At 57.2% G+C, this 17,232-nt stretch carries 15 protein-coding genes; 3 read left to right on the top strand and 12 right to left on the bottom strand.

Annotated features, from left to right (window positions below):
• Positions 1-149: 149 nt before the first annotated feature.
• From E0E17_RS15925 to E0E17_RS15920, 3 genes are all read right to left on the bottom strand, one after another.
• Complete coding sequence (locus E0E17_RS15925; protein ID WP_130834978.1) at positions 150-350, bottom strand: hypothetical protein; 201 nt, start codon at positions 348-350, stop codon at positions 150-152.
• A gap of 90 nt (positions 351-440) precedes the next feature.
• Positions 441-593 (bottom strand): hypothetical protein, encoded by a 153-nt coding sequence (locus E0E17_RS20250; protein ID WP_165446239.1) that lies wholly within the window; start codon positions 591-593, stop codon positions 441-443.
• A 185-nt stretch (positions 594-778) separates the two neighbouring features.
• Positions 779-1,639 (bottom strand): manganese catalase family protein, encoded by an 861-nt coding sequence (locus E0E17_RS15920; protein ID WP_130834977.1) that lies wholly within the window; start codon positions 1,637-1,639, stop codon positions 779-781.
• Positions 1,640-1,883: 244 nt separating this feature from the next.
• On the opposite strand from E0E17_RS15920, the gene add reads away from it, so the two are divergent.
• Positions 1,884-2,882, top strand: a complete 999-nt coding sequence (add, locus tag E0E17_RS15915; protein WP_130834976.1) for an adenosine deaminase — start codon at positions 1,884-1,886, stop codon at positions 2,880-2,882.
• A gap of 58 nt (positions 2,883-2,940) precedes the next feature.
• On the opposite strand, the gene E0E17_RS15910 is transcribed toward add, so the two are convergent.
• The 5 genes from E0E17_RS15910 to E0E17_RS15890 form a co-directional block, all read right to left on the bottom strand.
• Entirely contained in the window at positions 2,941-3,981 is a 1,041-nt protein-coding gene (locus tag E0E17_RS15910; RefSeq protein ID WP_130834975.1) for an oxidoreductase, read from the bottom strand.
• 77 nt (positions 3,982-4,058) lie between these two features.
• A complete protein-coding gene (gene araC / locus E0E17_RS15905; RefSeq protein ID WP_130834974.1) occupies positions 4,059-4,976 on the bottom strand; it encodes an arabinose operon transcriptional regulator AraC in 918 nt (305 codons plus the stop codon).
• 98 nt (positions 4,977-5,074) lie between these two features.
• Positions 5,075-6,061, bottom strand: a complete 987-nt coding sequence (araH, locus tag E0E17_RS15900) for an L-arabinose ABC transporter permease AraH (RefSeq protein ID WP_130834973.1) — start codon at positions 6,059-6,061, stop codon at positions 5,075-5,077.
• A 14-nt stretch (positions 6,062-6,075) separates the two neighbouring features.
• Positions 6,076-7,596, bottom strand: coding sequence for an L-arabinose ABC transporter ATP-binding protein AraG (araG, locus tag E0E17_RS15895; RefSeq protein ID WP_130834972.1), 1,521 nt, complete (start codon positions 7,594-7,596; stop codon positions 6,076-6,078).
• 92 nt (positions 7,597-7,688) lie between these two features.
• A complete protein-coding gene (locus E0E17_RS15890; protein ID WP_130834971.1) occupies positions 7,689-8,672 on the bottom strand; it encodes an arabinose ABC transporter substrate-binding protein in 984 nt (327 codons plus the stop codon).
• A gap of 368 nt (positions 8,673-9,040) precedes the next feature.
• On the opposite strand from E0E17_RS15890, the gene E0E17_RS15885 reads away from it, so the two are divergent.
• On the top strand, positions 9,041-10,726 hold the full coding sequence (locus tag E0E17_RS15885; RefSeq protein WP_130834970.1) for a ribulokinase: 1,686 nt from the start codon (positions 9,041-9,043) through the stop codon (positions 10,724-10,726).
• A 12-nt stretch (positions 10,727-10,738) separates the two neighbouring features.
• Positions 10,739-12,241, top strand: a complete 1,503-nt coding sequence (araA, locus tag E0E17_RS15880; protein ID WP_130834969.1) for an L-arabinose isomerase — start codon at positions 10,739-10,741, stop codon at positions 12,239-12,241.
• Positions 12,242-12,299: 58 nt separating this feature from the next.
• On the opposite strand, the gene yjfF is transcribed toward araA, so the two are convergent.
• Genes yjfF through ytfQ form a run of 4 tightly spaced genes read right to left on the bottom strand, consistent with a single transcriptional unit; the run spans position 12,300 to position 16,820 of the window.
• Entirely contained in the window at positions 12,300-13,289 is a 990-nt protein-coding gene (gene yjfF, locus E0E17_RS15875; protein WP_130834968.1) for a galactofuranose ABC transporter, permease protein YjfF, read from the bottom strand.
• Positions 13,286-14,302: a galactofuranose ABC transporter, ATP-binding protein YtfT gene (gene ytfT, locus E0E17_RS15870; RefSeq protein WP_130834967.1), complete on the bottom strand. Its 1,017-nt coding sequence runs from the start codon at positions 14,300-14,302 to the stop codon at positions 13,286-13,288. Before ytfT ends, yjfF begins: the two co-directional genes overlap by 4 nt.
• Positions 14,295-15,815, bottom strand: coding sequence for a galactofuranose ABC transporter, ATP-binding protein YtfR (gene ytfR / locus E0E17_RS15865; RefSeq protein WP_130834966.1), 1,521 nt, complete (start codon positions 15,813-15,815; stop codon positions 14,295-14,297). The genes ytfT and ytfR overlap by 8 nt, the downstream gene beginning before the upstream one ends.
• A 48-nt stretch (positions 15,816-15,863) precedes the next feature.
• On the bottom strand, positions 15,864-16,820 hold the full coding sequence (gene ytfQ / locus E0E17_RS15860) for a galactofuranose ABC transporter, galactofuranose-binding protein YtfQ (protein WP_130834965.1): 957 nt from the start codon (positions 16,818-16,820) through the stop codon (positions 15,864-15,866).
• Positions 16,821-17,232: the final 412 nt, after the last annotated feature.

Below are 17,232 nucleotides of genomic sequence, written 5' to 3'. Positions count from 1 at the left end.
GCAAAGCAAAATAGTTAATTATTGCGCGTCTGCTAACAAAAGTTGTCGGTTATGAGACGTGGCGCACAACTGGCGTGGTCAGAGACCGCCGTCGTCAGGTGCAGAGAGAAGCCGGGACGACGGCGCGTGCAGGTTGTCAGCGCCCTGCCTCAGGCGGAAACCTTGCTGATTTGCGCAACTTCGTCGAGGCGGGAACGTAACTCATCGATCTTTTTCAGAAAGTCGCGTTCTGCATCAGCGGCGCTGCTGCCCCGCCCCGTAATTTCAAAGTGGTACTGTTTCTCCAGACAACGTGCAATATAAACAGTGTCACCTTCAGCTGTCTGCTGTTTATCAACGGTTAATGCCATGTCATTCTCCTTTGTCAGATATAAAAGCATAGCAAAGGAATCAAAGGGTTGTGTCAAAAAGCAAAACCGCCCCGGGAGGCGGTTTCAGCGTCAGATTACCCTGGTAGGATCGGGCCCGGTTTCATTATCCGATAAGGGATCCTCGTCATCATAGTCATCATCGTCATCAATGATGTCGTCCGGCGTTTGCGGAACCGGATCGTCATCGGGTAAAGGGTCAAGCGGATCGGGTCGTTCTGACATAGTCGCCTCCAGTAAACCCGTTAAGGGTAAATGAAGTATAGAAAAGCCCGCCAGCTGCAAGCCGCCCTCCGGGGGTGTGGAAACAGAAAGTTTTACTCTTGTCGTTAAGGTCACACTCTGTCCCGCTGGCACCAGGCATGAAAAAAGCTGCGCCGTGGCGCAGCCTTGAGAGCAAGAAAAAATGCTTAGCTGTCGGTGCTCAGTGTCGGAGACACCGTTCCGCCCATCTGCTCTTCCTGAGCGCCTGAACCCGGACGGGCATAACCCAGAATCGGTTCTTCGCCCAGCAGTTCCGGCTGCTCTTTGGCCGTAAACTCGCCCACGCCATCGAAAGAGGGACCTTCGCACCAGCGGCCTTTCGGCAGCGGCTTGTCCAGCGAGGTGTTCAGGCAGTAGTAAGAGTGCCCTTGCGCCTCTTCAGACTGCGGGAAGCTGTTCGGGATCGGCAGCGACGCGCTGAGTCCACCCATATCTTCAATCACCGCCAGCCACTGCTGCTGATGCATGGTATCGCGGGCGATCAGGAAGGAGAGGAAATCTTTCATACCCTTGTCTTCGGTCATATTATACAGGCGCGTCGCCAGCACACGGCCTGTGGCTTCCGCCGTGACGTTCGCCAGCATATCTGCGGCGATATTACCGGAAGCATAAATATGGCTCATATCGAAAGGTACGCCGTTAGCGTTGACCGGTAGCGCGGCCAGACCGGAAGAGAGCACATGACGCGGATTCATACCGCCAAGAATGGCATTAACCACCGGGTCTTTTGCCGAGGCTTCCTGATAAGAGACCGGGGCACCCTCAAGGTTCAGCGCAACCGCATGGCCCAGCATTTCAATATGAGCCAGCTCTTCCGTCGCTGTGGAAATGAGCAGATCTTTAATGCGGGCATCGCCGCGTGCGCCCATCGCCTGGAAGAAATATTGCATGGCTACACGAATTTCCCCTTCCACACCGCCAATGGCTTGCTGCAGCAACATTGCAAATTCTGGATCGGGTTTTTCTACACGAACAGGGTATTGAAGTTTTGATGAATGATGAAACATAGCTTTCTCCTGGTATGTGTTACGGGGATGAAGCACTGGATAAAGCCTGGAATGAAGTTCTGAAAAAAGAAAGCGTAGCGGTAGATATTATCGTGCTGGCCCGGCAGCAAAGCGGCTGTTATCTCGCGCATTTCGTGCATTTCCGCAGCACTCACACTACCTGTTTGCGCAAACTGCTGGCATTGTTGCGCAAGAAGTTTTTATACTTCTTTGCACTTTACTGATAAGAAAAAGCGAATGCGCCATGATCGACCCGAAACTTCCTCTCACCGATATTCACCGTCATCTTGATGGTAATATTCGCGCGCAAACCATCCTTGAACTGGGCCGCCAGTTTAACCTTACCCTGCCCGCCAGCGATCTGGACGCCCTGCGTCCTCATGTTCAGGTAACCGAAACTCAGCCCGACCTGGTGAGCTTTCTGCAAAAGCTGGACTGGGGCGTCAAAGTGCTGGGCAATCTCGATGCCTGCCGCCGCGTCGCGCTGGAAAACGTTGAAGATGCCGCCCGGGCCGGCATTCATTATGCCGAGCTGCGTTTCTCGCCAGGTTATATGGCGATGCACCATCAGTTGCCGGTAGCTGGCGTGGTGGAAGCGGTTATCGATGGCATTCAGGCGGGTTGTCAGCAGCATGACATTGAGGTGCGTCTGATTGGAATTATGAGCCGTACCTTTGGCGAAGAGGCCTGCCTGCGTGAACTGGAAGGTTTTCTGGCGCACCGTGACCAGATTACCGCTGTCGATCTGGCTGGCGACGAGCTGGGCTTTCCGGGCAGCGAGTTTCTCAGTCATTTTAATCGCGCCCGCGATGCGGGCTTTCGCGTCACAGTGCACGCCGGTGAAGCCGCCGGTGCGGAGAGCATCTGGCAGGCGATTCGTGAACTGGGCGCCGAGCGTATCGGCCACGGCGTGAAGGCGATTGAAGATGCGGCGCTGATGGATTTTCTTGCTGAACATCAGATTGGCATCGAATCCTGCCTGACCTCAAACCTGCAGACCAGCACGGTGTCGTCGCTGGCGCGTCATCCGCTGAAACGTTTTCTGCAGCACGGTATTCTGGCAACCCTGAATACCGACGATCCGGCGGTTCAGGGCATCGAACTGGCCTATGAATATCAGGTGGCGGCCCCGCAGGCCGGGCTGAGCAGCGCGGAAATTCGTCAGGCGCAGGAAAACGGCCTGGCCATCGCTTTTCTCAGCGAACAGGAAAAAAACGCTCTGCGGCAGAAAGTTGCGGGTTAAGCTGGCAGCCCAGTAAAAAAGGCGGGCCTCAGGCCCGCCTTCAGCACAGGTTACGCGCTTACTTCAGCGTCAGCGTCTGGCGTTTTTCTGCCGACAGCAGTCCCAGCTCGATCAGTTCCATCACCTGAATCGCCTCTTCGGCGGTGACCGGATTTCTGCCGCTGCCGTGAATCGCATCGCGAATCGCTGCGTAATAGGCAGGATAGTTGCCCGGCAGGGTCAGTAAGCTTTTCTCCGCCATCACATCGCCTTCCGCCAGAGTCAGCACGCCGTCGCGCATATCATAGCCCCAGTCTTCCTGCGGGGGACGCGCGCCCGCTTTCAGACGATCCTCCTGCGGATCCAGACCATATTTCACATAGCTGCCGCGGGTGCCGTGCACCAGAAAACGCGGCGACTCAGCTGCCGCCAGCATGCTGGCATGCAGTACCACCCTGCGCTGTGGCCAGTTGAGCACAGCATGGAAATAATCGGTGGTCTGCGCGCCGGAGCGCAGCTCGGCGAGATCGACGTTAATGGCAATCGGCGATCCAAATAGCTGCAGCGCCTGATCCAGCAGGTGCGGCCCCAGATCGTACCAGAGCCCGCTACCGGCGCCCTTCATTTCCCGCCAGCGCTGACGCACTTCCGGCCGGAAACGGTCAAAGTGCGATTCCAGATAGCGCACCTCACCCAGCGTACCATCCGCCAGCAGGGATTTCAGGGTCAAAAAGTCGCTGTCCCAGCGGCGGTTATGGAACACCGACAGCAGCAGCCCTTTGACTTTCGCCAGCTGGTTCAGCTCACGTGCCTGTGACAACGTCACGGTAAAGGGTTTATCGACCACCACATGCTTGCCCGCGTTAAGCGCGGCTTTTGCCAGAGGAAAGTGGGTGTCGTTGGGGGTGGGAATCACAATCAGTTGTAGAGAAGGATCGTCAAGCAGCGCCTGCGGCTCACTGACAACCCGGGCCGAGGGCCAGTCGGCAAGAACTTTACTGGCATCGCTGCTGGAGATTGCCGCCAGTTCCATCTCAGGCGTGCCGGCAATCAACGGGGCATGAAAGGTTTTACTGGCGAAACCGTAGCCCATCAGTCCAACCCGAAGTTTATCGCTCATTCTCACTCCTTTAATTTGTTTCACTGAGTGATTTAAAACGAATCAGTCAGTAACAACAAGAGGGAACGCCCTGAAATTCAGGAGATAGCACTCTGTGGCATCTCCCAGGTCTCCTGAGCGACCAGCGCATCATGCGCATCCTGGCTACGACGTCGGAAATCACTGGGACTGACCCCGACCCGCTTGCGAAATACGCGGGAAAAATAGAGCTGATCGTCATACCCCACCACTCGTCCCACGGTAGCAATGGGTTCCTGGGTGGTTTGCAGCAGTAGCCTGGCGCGAATAATGCGCTGATCCTCACGCCAGCGTAGCAGGTTTACTCCCATCTGTTCACGAAACAGATGCGCCAGCCGCGAGGGGGACAGGCAAACATGACGCGCTACCTCTTCGATTTTCACTTCGCTGGCCAGATGATGGGTCACATACTGACAGGCTTCAATCACGCGCGGATCGCGCACCTGCTGATGGCTGCGCGGATCTTCTTCCACAGCGCGTAGCAGCAGACGTTCCAGCAGGTTCATCGCCAGCTCTTCGGCAAAGCGGCGACCTGAATTGTGGGTCTGCTCAATGCTGGTAAACAGGCGATCAAACTCGGCGCGCTGCGCCTCAGGCAACCGCAACCGCCCTACGCCCTGCACTTCATCCTGCCATTGCAGCCAGTCGTTCCAGTAGGCGCGCGGGCGAAAATAGACCCAGCGATGGAACCAGCTGTCGCTTTCCGGTGACCGGCCATAGTAATGGGCGGTTTTGGGTTGAAACAGCAGCATATCGCCCGGCTCACAGTCAAAAGCCGCAGGGCCCTCGAAAATGCGCCCTTTGCCTTTGATGGTGAGATTGATGATATACCCTTTCATGCCGAGGGGGCGATCGATAAAGAAATCCAGCGGGCCGTCGGCGGTAATCGGCGTCAGGCCAGCCACCAGCCAGGCACTGAAAGGATAACCCGGTAATAAGGGATTTTGCTGCGCCACAGGCAGTTGTCGGTGGTACATAGGGCCCTCACATTTATCGCTTTGCTGTCACAATCAACGCCGCCGCAGACGGCACGTCAGGGTAGTGCCGGGCAAGCGGCTGCCCGGCGGAAGTGGGGTTATACCGCTTTATGTTTCTGTTTGTAGCGGTCAAAAATCACCGCAGCTAACAGTATCAGACCACGCACCACATACTGTGAGAATGGCGAGATATTCAATAAATTCATCGCATTTTCTACGGTGCCCAGAATTAACACCCCGGCGACCACGTAGGAAATCTTACCGATCCCGCCTTTCAGTGACACACCACCCAGCACGCAGGCGGAAATCACAATCAGCTCATAACCGAGCGAGGTCATCGGCTGCCCACTGGTCATGCGCGAGGCGAGAATAATGCCTGCGGCGGCGGAGACCAGCCCGGAGAGGATGAAAATAATGATGCGCGTACGCACCACCGGTACCCCGGCCAGACGCGCCGCCTCTTCGTTACCGCCGATCGCCAGTGTATTACGGCCAAAGGTGGTTTTGTTCAGCAAGAAGCCAAACACCAGCATGGTGGCGATGGTAAGCCAGATGGGTGCCGGCAGACCGAACCAATTCTCATAGCCCAGCGCGAAGAAACGCTCATCTTCAATGCCGACCGCTTTGCCGTCAGAGAAGATATAAGCCAGCCCGCGCACGATCTGCATCGTTGCCAGCGTGGTAATCAGTGCGTTGATCTTCAGCCTGGCGATGACAAAGCCGTTGACAAAACCGGTGGCGACGCCAAGCAGCAGCCCGGCCCCTACGCCGATCCACAGACTTTCGGTCATGTTGATCACCACCGCAGTGACCACACCGGCACAGGCGATCACCGAGGCCACGGAGAGATCAAAATCGCCAGAGGCGAGGCAGAACAGCATGCCGCACGCCACCATGCCGGACATCGACATCGCCAGGCCCAGCCCTTTCATATTGATAAAAGTGCCAAAGTTGGGAACGAAAATCGTACAGGCGATAAACAACAGAGCGAACACCACCAGCATGCCGAAATTATCCCAGATACGACCGAGTCGTAAGCCGTTGCGCTGCACTGGCGGGGTATTAGAGGTTGTGGATGAAGCCATGTTTTACTCCTTGATCAGGCCACGGCGGCCTTTTGCGTGGTTTGCGGCATTGCCAGACTAAGCGTCTGCTGTTCTGTGGCATCGTGATGGGATAATTCACCGGCAATTTCGCCTTCGCGCATCACCAGAATGCGATCGGCCAGGCCCAGTACCTCTGGTAAATCGCTGGACGCGAACAGCACCGCAATGCCTTTTTTCGCCAGTTGATAAATCAGATGGTAGATTTCATGTTTGGCCCCGACGTCGATACCGCGCGTCGGCTCATCCAGCAGAATGACCTTCATCTCTTCCGACAGCCAGCGGCCAAGAATCGCCTTCTGCTGGTTCCCGCCGGAGAGATTCATGATCAGCTGATGCGCTCCGGGGGTCTTGATATTGAGCGACCGGATATGGCTGTCGGCGTTTTTGGCCTCCCAGGCGTTATCGATCAGGCAACCGGCGGTGAGGTTATGACGCCGGGCGCTGATGTTGATATTGTCACGCACCGAGTGCACCGGGATGATCCCTTCCGCCTTGCGATCTTCCGGACAGAGCATAATGCCCGCCCTGATGGCATCAATGGGTTCACGAATGGTCAGACGCTGACCATCCAGCAGCACACTGCCGCCGCGCAGGCGCGTGCCGCCAAACAGCCCTTTCATCAGCTCGCTACGTCCTGCGCCCACCAGGCCAAACAGGCCAACAATCTCTCCGGCGCGTACGCTGAGCGAGATCGGTTTACGCACCCCCTGCGCCTCTACGTTTTCCAGCTGCAGACGCACCGGCCCCAGCTCACGTGGCGCATAGCCGTAAATGTCGCCGATGTCGCGGCCAACCATCGCCTGCACCAGCGCGTCATGGTGGGTATTGGCGACATCGTCGAAGGTGCGCACATAGCGCCCGTCTTTGAACACGGTAATGGCGTCGCTGAGGGCAAAAATCTCCTCCATGCGGTGGGAGACATAAAGCACCACCCGCCCCTGCGCGCGCAGCTGGCGGATCACGCGAAACAGGTGCTCAATTTCACGCGCCGAAAGCGAGCTGGTGGGTTCATCAAAAGCGATAATCCGCGCGTCACGCGCCAGCGCTTTGGCGATTTCCACCATCTGCCACTGGCCGAGCGAGAGATATTTCAGCGGCATACCGGGATCGATATCCATGCCGAGATTTTGCAGCTGCCTGGCCGCTTCTTCACGCAGCCGTTTGCGGTTTACCAGGCCGCGGCGATGCGGGATCTGGCCGAGATAGATATTCTCCGCCACGCTCATCTCCGGGACCAGGTGCAACTCCTGATAGATGATCGCCACACCGGCATCCAGCGCGTCAGTGGTATGGGTAAAGCGCACCGGCTGCCCCTGAATACGAATTTCGCCTGCGCTGGGCTGATAGCTGCCGCTGAGAATTTTCAGCAGGGTAGACTTCCCTGCGCCGTTTTCGCCCATCAGGGCATGCACTTCACCGGCGCGACAGTCAAAAGAGATATCCTGCAGCGCTTTCACGCCGGGAAAGGTTTTGCTGATGCCATGAAACGACAGAAATGCGTGATCGGTGTTCATGGTAACTCCATCATGATGATTCTTTGATAAACCGCAGCGCTGGCTGCGGTGCTACGGCAAGGGCGCCGTGCGGGCGCCCTGCGGCTGAGCCGTTACATCAGGCCTTTTTTCGCCAGTTCGGTCTTGAAGTTGTCACGGGTGATCAACACCACATCGGTTACTTCGGTAAACTTCGCCGGTTCCTGCCCTTTGCTCACCCAGTCATACAGCATCTGGCTGCTCTTATAGCCATGCACATCGGGGCTGGGCAGCAGCGAACCGTAGAAGCCTGTCGCCTTCTCTTTGGAGAGCTCGCTCACCGCATCCACACCGTTAATGCCAATACCGATCACATCGGCGGCTTTGAAGCCCTGACCTTCGGTCGCGCGTACGCCGCCCAGCACGGTGTTGTCATTCATGCCGACGACCAGCCAGTGTTTCACTTCCGGATGCTGTACCAGCAGCGAGTTACCGGCATCAAAGGCGCCGGGAATGTCGTTTGATTTGGTTGGCACCTGATAGATCTGTTTTTCCGGGAATCCCGCAGCCTTCAGTGCTTCCATCGAGCCACCGGTACGACGACGCGCGGTATCAAGCTCGTTGGCGGTGATCGCCATCACTGCAGTATCTTTGACGTCCCAGCCGCGCTTCTGCATCTCTTTATAGAGTTCCTGTCCCTGGCGCTCGCCGATTTTGGTTGCGGCCATCATCACCAGCGGCACGCTCTCCATCGGCTTGCCTTTGGCGGTAACGAACTGATCGTCAACAGCGATCACTTTCAGGTCGTAGCTGCGCGCTTTGGCGACAATCGCCGAACCCAGCTTGGGATCGGGCGTACAGATCACAAAACCTTTCGCGCCGCTGGCGGCCAGGCTGTCGATGGCGTTGAGCGTTTTCTCACCGTCCGGCACGGCAATTTTGATCACGTCAAAGCCCAAATCTTTCCCTGCTTTATCCGCAAATTTCCACTCGGTCTGGAACCAGGGCTCCTCCGGTTGTTTAACCAGAAAACCAAGTTTCATGGTCTCGGCGATAGCGGAATGTGACATAACCGCTGCGAGGCCGATGGCTGCCAGGGTTTTAGTGAATTTATGCATGTTGCTCTCCGGCTTAATAGTGTTTTAGCGATGCGGTTAACGAAACGGTGAAAACGTTACCAGTAAAAAAACAGCACTTTTACGAACGGTAAATCAGTGTGTTATCCGACATTTTGTACAAGTGCTGCACAAACGCCGGGCTATTTTTAGCGGGAATGAGGGGGAAATAGGGAGAGCGGTATCACATCGCAGAACTATGGCAATAATTTCCATATATTCAGCTAATTTAACCTGACATTAACTTTTGCAGTGGATCACGAAAGCACAGCAGACGACAGAAAAGTACATATTCTCAGCCAGCCATGACTAACCTCCACACGCCCGGAATCTCAGGATAGAGAGCAATTTACTTACACAGGAGAATCCCGATGCGTGCTGAAGCCATTACGATTGGGCTGGATTTTGGCAGTGACTCGGTACGTGCGCTGGCAGTGGAGTGCCACAGCGGCCGCGAGCTGGAAAAAGCAGTCGTGAATTATGCGCGCTGGCAACAGGGTCTGTATTGCGATCCCCACAGCAACCGCTTTCGCCACCACCCCCAGGATTATATTGATGCCCTGGAGCAGGCAGTTGTCAGCGTCGTTAATGCCCTGACGCCAGCGCAGCGTGAAGCGGTCGTCGGCATTGGCGTCGATTCCACCGGCTCCACCCCTGCCCCTGTCGATCGCGACGGCAAGGTACTGGCGCTGCGTCCGGAGTTTGCCGATAACCCGAACGCCATGTTTGTGCTGTGGAAAGATCACACCGCGATTGAAGAAGCGGAGGAGATTAATCAGCTCTGCCACAGCGGTCGCTTTCCCGACTACAGCCGCTATATCGGCGGCATTTACTCTTCCGAGTGGTTCTGGGCGAAAATTCTGCACGTCTCGCGTCAGGATGCCGCGGTGCGCGAAGCGGCGGTCTCCTGGATCGAGTTGTGCGACTGGGTGCCCGCTCTGCTGAGCGGCACCACGCAACCGCAGAAGATCCGGCGCGGCCGTTGCGCGGCGGGACACAAGTCTCTCTGGCATCCGGAATGGCAGGGGCTGCCGGATGCCGACTTTCTCAATGCACTGGATCCGCTGCTGACACGCGATCTCGATTTCCCGCTGTTTGAGCAGACCTGGACCGCCGACGTCCCGGTTGGCACGCTCACCCCCGAGTGGGCAGAGCGGCTGGGTTTGTCGACCAGGGTGACGCTCAGCGGCGGGGCTTTTGACTGTCATATGGGCGCAGTTGGCGCCGGCGCACAGCCTTACACGCTGGTGAAGGTCATCGGTACCTCCACCTGCGACATTCTGATTGCCGATGAGCAAACGGTGGGCAACCGCGCCATTAAAGGTATTTGCGGCCAGGTAGATGGCAGCGTGGTACCCGGCGCTATCGGACTTGAAGCCGGGCAGTCCGCCTTCGGCGACATTTATGCCTGGTTCAGCCGTCTGCTCGGCTGGCCACTTCAGCAGGCGGCGCTGGCGCATCCTGAACTGCAGCCGCAGCTGGCGGCGATGCAGCAAAGCTTACTGAAACAGCTGACCGAGGCCTGGGCTGCGAACCCGCAGCTTGACCATCTGCCGGTGGTGCTGGACTGGTTTAACGGCCGCCGCACCCCCAATGCCAATCAGCGTCTGAAAGGGGTGATCAGCGGGCTCAATCTCGGCACCGACGCCCCGGCGTTGTTTGGCGCGCTGATTGCCGCCACCGCCTTTGGCGCGCGCGCCATTATGGAGTGCTTCGAACAGCAGCAGATCCCGGTCGAAAACATCCTGACGCTGGGTGGGATCGCGCGTAAATCCCCGGCCATCATGCAGGCCTGCTGCGATGTGATGAATCGTCCGCTCGATATTGTGGCCTCCGATGAGTGCTGTGCGCTGGGAGCCGCGATTTTTGCCGCCGTGGCCGCGGGCGTCTACGCCAGTGTGCCGGAAGCGCAACAGCAGATGGCCAGCCCGATTGAAGTCACGCTGCAGCCGGACCGCACCCGGGTGGCGCAGTACGAGCAGCTCTATCAACACTATCAACAATGGTGCGTGGCGGCTGAACCGCTTTATGCCGCCCCCTCCACTTCCGCTAAGTAAAGGAGTCAAGATATGGAACAGTACAATACGCTCAGCGTATGGTTTGTGATTGGTACGCAGCACCTCTACGGGGCGGAAACCTTACGCCAGGTAGAGGAGCATGCGCGCCAGGTCGTTGAGGGACTGAATCAGAGCGCCAGGCTGCCGTTACGCCTGGAGCTGAAACCGCTGGTGAAGTCGCCGGATGAGGCGCTGGCCCTGTGTCGCGAGGCGAACCACGATAACCAGTGCGTGGGGATCATCACCTGGTTGCACACCTTCTCCCCCGCCAAAATGTGGATTGGCGGCCTGAGCGTCCTGCACAAGCCGTTACTGCAGTTCCATACCCAGTTCAACGCGGAGATCCCGTGGGACAGCATGGATATGGACTTTATGAACCTCAACCAGACAGCGCACGGCGGCCGCGAGTTTGGCTTTATCGGTGCCCGTATGCGCCTGCAGCACAGCGTGGTGACGGGCCACTGGCAGGATGCGGAGAGCCAGCAGCGTATCGCCCGCTGGATGCGCGCCGCAACCGCGAAACAGGCCAGTCAGCGGCTGAAAGTGGCGCGTTTTGGCGATAACATGCGTGAAGTGGCGGTAACCGAAGGGGATAAAGTCGCCGCGCAGATCCAGTTCGGTTACGCGGTAAACGGCTGGGGCGTTGGCGACCTGGTGGAGGTGATCAATCAGGTGAGTGACGGCGACGTGAATGCGCTGCTCGATGAGTATGAAAGCCTCTATACCTTCAGCGCCGTCGCGGCGGTGAACGGGGAGAAACGTCAGAACGTGCTGGATGCGGCGCGCATCGAGCTGGGTCTGAAACGCTTTCTTGAAACCGAAGGCTGTCAGGCCTTTACCACCAACTTCCAGACGCTGCACGGCATGACGCAGCTGCCAGGACTGGCTGTACAGCGCCTGATGGGCCAGGGTTATGGTTTCGCCGGCGAAGGCGACTGGAAAACCGCGGCGCTGCTGCACATCCTGAAAGTTCAGGCGGGCGACCGTCCGGGCGGCACCTCCTTTATGGAGGATTACACCTATCACTTCTCGCCAGGCAACGATCTGGTGCTGGGTTCACACATGCTGGAAGTCTGTCCCTCCATCGCGAAAGAGGAGAAGCCGTTAATCGACGTGCAGTTCCTCGGTATCGGCGGCAAAGCCGATCCGGCGCGCATGATCTTCTCGACGCCAGCGGGCCGTGCCGTCAACGCCAGCGTCATCGATCTGGGCGACCGCTTCCGTCTGCTGGTCAATGTGGTTGATGCCATTGAGCAGCCGCAGCCGCTGCCCAAACTGCCGGTCGCCCGTGCGCTCTGGCGTGCCCAGCCCTCGTTGCAAACCGCCTCGGAAGCCTGGATTCTGGCGGGCGGCGCGCACCATACGGTGTTCAGCCAGGCGCTGGATCTGGAAGATATGTATCTCTACGGCGAGATGCACGGCATTGAGGTGATGGTGATTGATGAGCAGACGCAACTGCCCGCCTTTAAGGATGCGCTGCGCTGGAACGAGGCCTATTACCGCCTGATGAAATAATCCTGAGACGATAAAAAGGCGGCTGAATCAGCCGCCTTTTTTTCTGCCGCTGATTCGCTCAGGGTACCGTGACGCGCTTCACTGGCGCATTCTGCTGGCGATCCCACAGCACTGTCAGCAGGCGCTGCAGAGCAATAAAGAGAAACAGCAGAATACCGATCGCGATTTTGGTCCACCAGGAGCTGAGCGTACCGTCAAAGTTAATCCAGGTCTGAATCAATCCCTGAATCAGTACGCCAAACAGCGTGCCCAGCACCGTGCCGACGCCGCCGGAGAGCAAGGTACCGCCAATCACCACCGAGGCGATAGCATCCAGCTCTACGCCCAGGCCCGCCAGCGCATAACCGGCAGAGGTGTAGATGGAGAAGACGATGCCCGCCAGCGTAGCCAGGGTGGTCGACAGCATATAAATCTTCACCGTGGTGGCGCGGGTGGAAACCCCCATCAGCTGCGCCGACGTCAGGCTGCCGCCAATGGCGTACACCTGATTGCCGAAGCGCGTACGGTGCGCCAGCAGAATGCCGAACACCACCACCACCAGCATAATCACCGCCAGCAGACTGAGCCGCCCGCCGCCGGGGATCTTCCAAGCCAGGCTGGAGAGCGAACTGTAGAGCGGATGGTCGATGGGAATCGAGTTCTCTGACACCAGATAGCTACAGCCGCGCAGGAAAAACATGCCTGCCAGTGTAATGATAAAAGCGGGGATCTTCAGCGCATCGATCAGCCAGCCCATCATCGCGCCAAAAGCGGCACCGAGCAGCAGGATCAGAGCAAACGCAATCAGCGGATTCAGTTGCAAATCGCCAATCACGCGCGCCAGAAACACGCCGGTAAAGGCGATCACCGCCCCCACCGAAAGATCGATACCGCCGGAAAGGATCACAAAGGTCATGCCCACGGCAATAATGCCGAGGAAGGCGTTATCGGTGAGGATATTACAAATCACCCGCGTGGAGGCGAAGCCGGGAAACTGGCTCAGGCAGAAGAGATAGCCCGCGATAAACACCAGCAGGGTGATCATCAGCGGAAGGTGACGCTTGATCATGGTTTACGCCCTCGTTTCAATATGGCAATAAAGCGTGGCGACTGAAGCAACAGTACGCACATCACCACTATGGCTTTGACCACCTGGTTCAACTCCGGCTGAAAACCGGAGAGCAGGATGCCGGTATTCATCGACTGGATAATCAGCGCGCCAATCAGCGACAGCACCAGGTTAAAGCGCCCGCCCATCAGCGAAGCGCCGCCGATCACCACCGCCAGAATCGCATCCAGCTCCAGCCAGAGCCCGGCATTATTGGCATCCGCGCCGCGAATATCGGCGGCCACAATCAGCCCCGCCATAGCGGCACACAACCCGCTGATCAGATAGGTCGACATCACCACCAGCCAGCCGTTAATCCCCGCATTTCGCGCTGCGCGCAGATTGATTCCCACCGCTTCGATAAACAGTCCGAGCGCGGTTTTACGTGTCAGCAACCAGACCAGCAGCAGAAAAAACAGCGTGATCCAGACTGGTACTGGCAGCAGCCAGAGCGATCCGCTGCCGAACCAGCCGAGCGCATCGCTGTTGAAGGTGACAATCTGCCCCTGAGTAATCAGCTGCGCCACACCGCGTCCAGCCACCATCAGAATCAGCGTGGCGACAAAGGGCTGGATCTTCAGCAGCGCCACCAGCACACCGTTCCACAGGCCACAGAGTAAACCGGCGCCCAGCGTAGCCAGGATCACCACCGCCAGGCTGTGACCCGCGACCGTCAGCGTGGCAGCTGTCGCTCCGGCAATCGCCATCACCGCCCCGACCGAAAGATCGATACCGCCGGTGGCAATCACCAGCGTCATGCCAATCGCCAGCAGCGCCACGGGCGCGGCGCGGTTCAGAATATCGATCGGGCTGCCAAACAGACGACCATCCTGTAAATGGATGGCGAAAAAGTTGTTAGCGACCAGACTGTCAACGATCAGCACCAGGATAAGCGCGGCAAGCTGCGGCATACCTGGCGGTAACTTGTATTTCAGCATGCGCGGCTTCTCCGGGGTCAGATGAGATTCAAGCATGTTGGGCCCCTCCATCAGCGATGGCATTGACGATAGCCGTGACGGAGAGCTTCTCCAGCGGGATCTCCGCCACCTGCTGACGATCGCGCAGGATCAACACGCGATCCGCATAACCTACCAGTTCCTCCAGCTCTGAGGAGATCACCAGCAGCGCCAGACCGTCGGCGCAGAGCGACTCAATCAGCCGGATAATTTCCGCATGGGCGCCAACGTCGATACCGCGCGTCGGCTCATCCAGGATGAGAAATTGCGGTTTGGTCACCAGCCAGCGTGACAGCAGCACTTTTTGCTGGTTCCCGCCGGAGAGCAGCTCCACCGGCTGATCCGCATGGGGAGTGCGAATCCCCAGACTTTTGATAAAGCGCTCGGCGATTTGCTGCTGCTCACGCCGGGCAATGGGTCGCAGCCAGCCGCGCTGCGCCTGCAGCGCCAGAATGATATTTTCCCGTACCGAGGCGGCGCCGATAATGCCATCGGTTTTACGATCCTCCGGGCAGAAACCCATGCCAAGACGCGAGGCCTGCGCGGGCGAGCGAATAGCACGCACTTTGCCTTTGATGGTGGCGGTGCCGCGGTCAGGGCGTCGGATGCCGAACAGCACTTCGGCGGTTTCGGTACGACCAGAGCCAAGCAGACCCGCAAGCCCCACGACTTCCCCCGGCCTTACCTGCAAATTGAAGGGTTCAATGGTGCCTTTTTTGCCGTAGTCGCGGAAATCGACCACCGGCTGGTTGCTGCGCAGCGTACTGCCCTGCCGCTGCAGCGCGGTTTCCATCAGTTCATGCCCCAGCATCAGTTTGATCAGCTCCAGTTGTGGCAGCGTGGCGGTATCACGCGTGGCGATAAACTGGCCGTTACGCAGCACGGTGATGCGATCGGTGATGCGATACACCTGATCGAGGAAATGGGTAACGAAAATCAGGCTCATCCCTTTCTCTTTCAGCTGCGCCATCAGGGTAAACAGCATTTCCACCTCACTGGCGTCGAGGCTGGCGGTGGGTTCGTCAAGAATCAGCACCTGGGCAGAGAGATCCACGGCGCGACAGATGGCGATAATCTGCTGCATCGCCACGGAATAGTGACCCAGCGGGCGGGTAACATCGAGTTCAAAGCCGTAGTCGCGCAGCAGTTTTTGCGCATCACGTACCATACGTTTGCGGTCAACCATGCCGAGCCGACGCGGCTCACGGCCGATAAACAGATTATCCGCCACCGACATATTGGGCAGCAGGTTCACCTCCTGGTACACGGTGCCGATGCCCATCGCCTGCGCCTGCGCGGTATTGCGGGGCGAGATGGGCTGTCCGTTCAGCGTGATCGTGCCTGCGTCACGGGTATAGACCCCGGTCAGCACCTTAATCAGCGTCGATTTGCCTGCGCCGTTTTCTCCCAGCAGCGCCATGATCTCGCCTTTCCGCACGTTGAAAGAGACATTATCCAGCGCCTTTACGCCAGGAAATCCTTTACTGACGCCGCTGATGGCTAACAACGTTTTTTCGTAGGGTATGGTCATCAACGTTACCTCACATCATGAAAAAAACCGCCCCGGAGGGCGGCATGTTCAGTAGCCCATGTCTTTTTTCTTATCCAGTTCCGTCTGTGCGTCAGCCGGTAAAAACAGCGTTGATTTGGTTTTGATCATTTTTGGCGGTTCGGTGCCATCCTTTTTGAATTTCTCCAGCGCGTCAAAGGCAGGACCAGCCATATTCGGCGTCAGCTCCACGCTGGCATTGGCTTCGCCTGCCAGCATCGCTTTGAAAATATCCGGAACGCCATCAATCGAGCCGGTAAGAATATCTTTACCTGGCTTCAGGCCCGCTTCTTTGATCGCCTGGATAGCGCCGATTGCCATATCATCGTTATGGGCATACACCATGCAGATGTTTTTGCCGTTGTTCTCCGCCTTGATAAAGCTCTCCATCACCTCTTTCCCTTTACTGCGGGTAAAGTCGCCAGACTGCGAGCGGATAATTTTGATATTTGGATGGCTGGCGATCGCTTCGGCAAACCCTTTCTTACGATCGATCGCCACGCTGGCACCCACGGTGCCCTGCAGTTCCACAACATTACAGGCCTTGTCGCCCACGGTTTTAGCCAGCCATTCGCCGATTAAGCGCCCTTCCAGTACGTTGTCCGCCGTCACCACCGTCATATAGAGTGACTTGTCTTTTACGACAATGGCCCGGTCAAGCAGCATCACCGGAATCTCAGCGTCTTTCGCTTCTTCCAGTACCGGTTCCCAGCCTGTCTGCACCACCGGGGCGATGAAGATGGCATCGACGCCCTGAGCAATGAAGGAACGCACGGCTTTAATCTGGTTCTCCTGTTTCTGCTGACCATCGGCAATTTTCAGCGTAATGCCGCGTTTTTCTGCTTCACTTTTCGCAACCGTCGTTTCGGCTGCACGCCAGCCAGATTCTGAACCCACCTGGGAGAATCCCACGGTCATATCGGCGGCCAGGGCTGATCCGGACAGCGCAGCGCCGACCAGGGTGGTCAAAAGTAAACGTTTCCACATAATTTTCATTCCTCTGATGGGAGTGTGCGGTACAGGTACAAAAGCACCTACAGCCTGGACTAAAAACGTGTGGGCAAAATGGACGCGCTTCACAATTCAGAGCAAATTAAAGGAGTTACGCGTCAACTCTCTTTAACTTTGCGACAAAGCTTATGGATTAATTAACTGAATAAAGAAAACAGAGGGAAAAAATAATTGCAATAAAGAGAATCGCTTATGAATCAGGCTTCTGAAAGCGATTACAAATCAGCGTAAGAATTGGTTATTTCCTTGTTACGCTTATCAATGATCAATTTTGTGAGTAGTCGCACAATTGCCCGTCTGACGCGGGCGAATCCGATTTTGCGCTTTTTTTACGGGCAGGATCTGGACACTTTATCCGTGCTCCCTATACTTGTGCTCTCCTTTGGTC

Source organism: [Erwinia] mediterraneensis, assembly GCF_900604315.1.
In the GTDB taxonomy this organism is placed as follows: Bacteria; Pseudomonadota; Gammaproteobacteria; order Enterobacterales; family Enterobacteriaceae; genus Pantoea; species Pantoea mediterraneensis_A.
This window is presented reverse-complemented; position numbering and strand designations above follow the sequence as displayed.

Bases quoted from the DNA above. Each gene is read 5' to 3' on its own strand.
- E0E17_RS15925 (WP_130834978.1), bottom strand. From the start codon at position 350: ATGGCATTAACCGTTGATAAACAGCAGACAGCTGAAGGTGACACTGTT.
- E0E17_RS20250 (WP_165446239.1), bottom strand. From the start codon at position 593: ATGTCAGAACGACCCGATCCGCTTGACCCTTTACCCGATGACGATCCG.
- E0E17_RS15920 (WP_130834977.1), bottom strand. From the start codon at position 1,639: ATGTTTCATCATTCATCAAAACTTCAATACCCTGTTCGTGTAGAAAAA.
- add (WP_130834976.1), top strand. From the start codon at position 1,884: ATGATCGACCCGAAACTTCCTCTCACCGATATTCACCGTCATCTTGAT.
- E0E17_RS15910 (WP_130834975.1), bottom strand. From the start codon at position 3,981: ATGAGCGATAAACTTCGGGTTGGACTGATGGGCTACGGTTTCGCCAGT.
- araC (WP_130834974.1), bottom strand. From the start codon at position 4,976: ATGTACCACCGACAACTGCCTGTGGCGCAGCAAAATCCCTTATTACCG.
- araH (WP_130834973.1), bottom strand. From the start codon at position 6,061: ATGGCTTCATCCACAACCTCTAATACCCCGCCAGTGCAGCGCAACGGC.
- araG (WP_130834972.1), bottom strand. From the start codon at position 7,596: ATGAACACCGATCACGCATTTCTGTCGTTTCATGGCATCAGCAAAACC.
- E0E17_RS15890 (WP_130834971.1), bottom strand. From the start codon at position 8,672: ATGCATAAATTCACTAAAACCCTGGCAGCCATCGGCCTCGCAGCGGTT.
- E0E17_RS15885 (WP_130834970.1), top strand. From the start codon at position 9,041: ATGCGTGCTGAAGCCATTACGATTGGGCTGGATTTTGGCAGTGACTCG.
- araA (WP_130834969.1), top strand. From the start codon at position 10,739: ATGGAACAGTACAATACGCTCAGCGTATGGTTTGTGATTGGTACGCAG.
- yjfF (WP_130834968.1), bottom strand. From the start codon at position 13,289: ATGATCAAGCGTCACCTTCCGCTGATGATCACCCTGCTGGTGTTTATC.
- ytfT (WP_130834967.1), bottom strand. From the start codon at position 14,302: ATGCTTGAATCTCATCTGACCCCGGAGAAGCCGCGCATGCTGAAATAC.
- ytfR (WP_130834966.1), bottom strand. From the start codon at position 15,815: ATGACCATACCCTACGAAAAAACGTTGTTAGCCATCAGCGGCGTCAGT.
- ytfQ (WP_130834965.1), bottom strand. From the start codon at position 16,820: ATGTGGAAACGTTTACTTTTGACCACCCTGGTCGGCGCTGCGCTGTCC.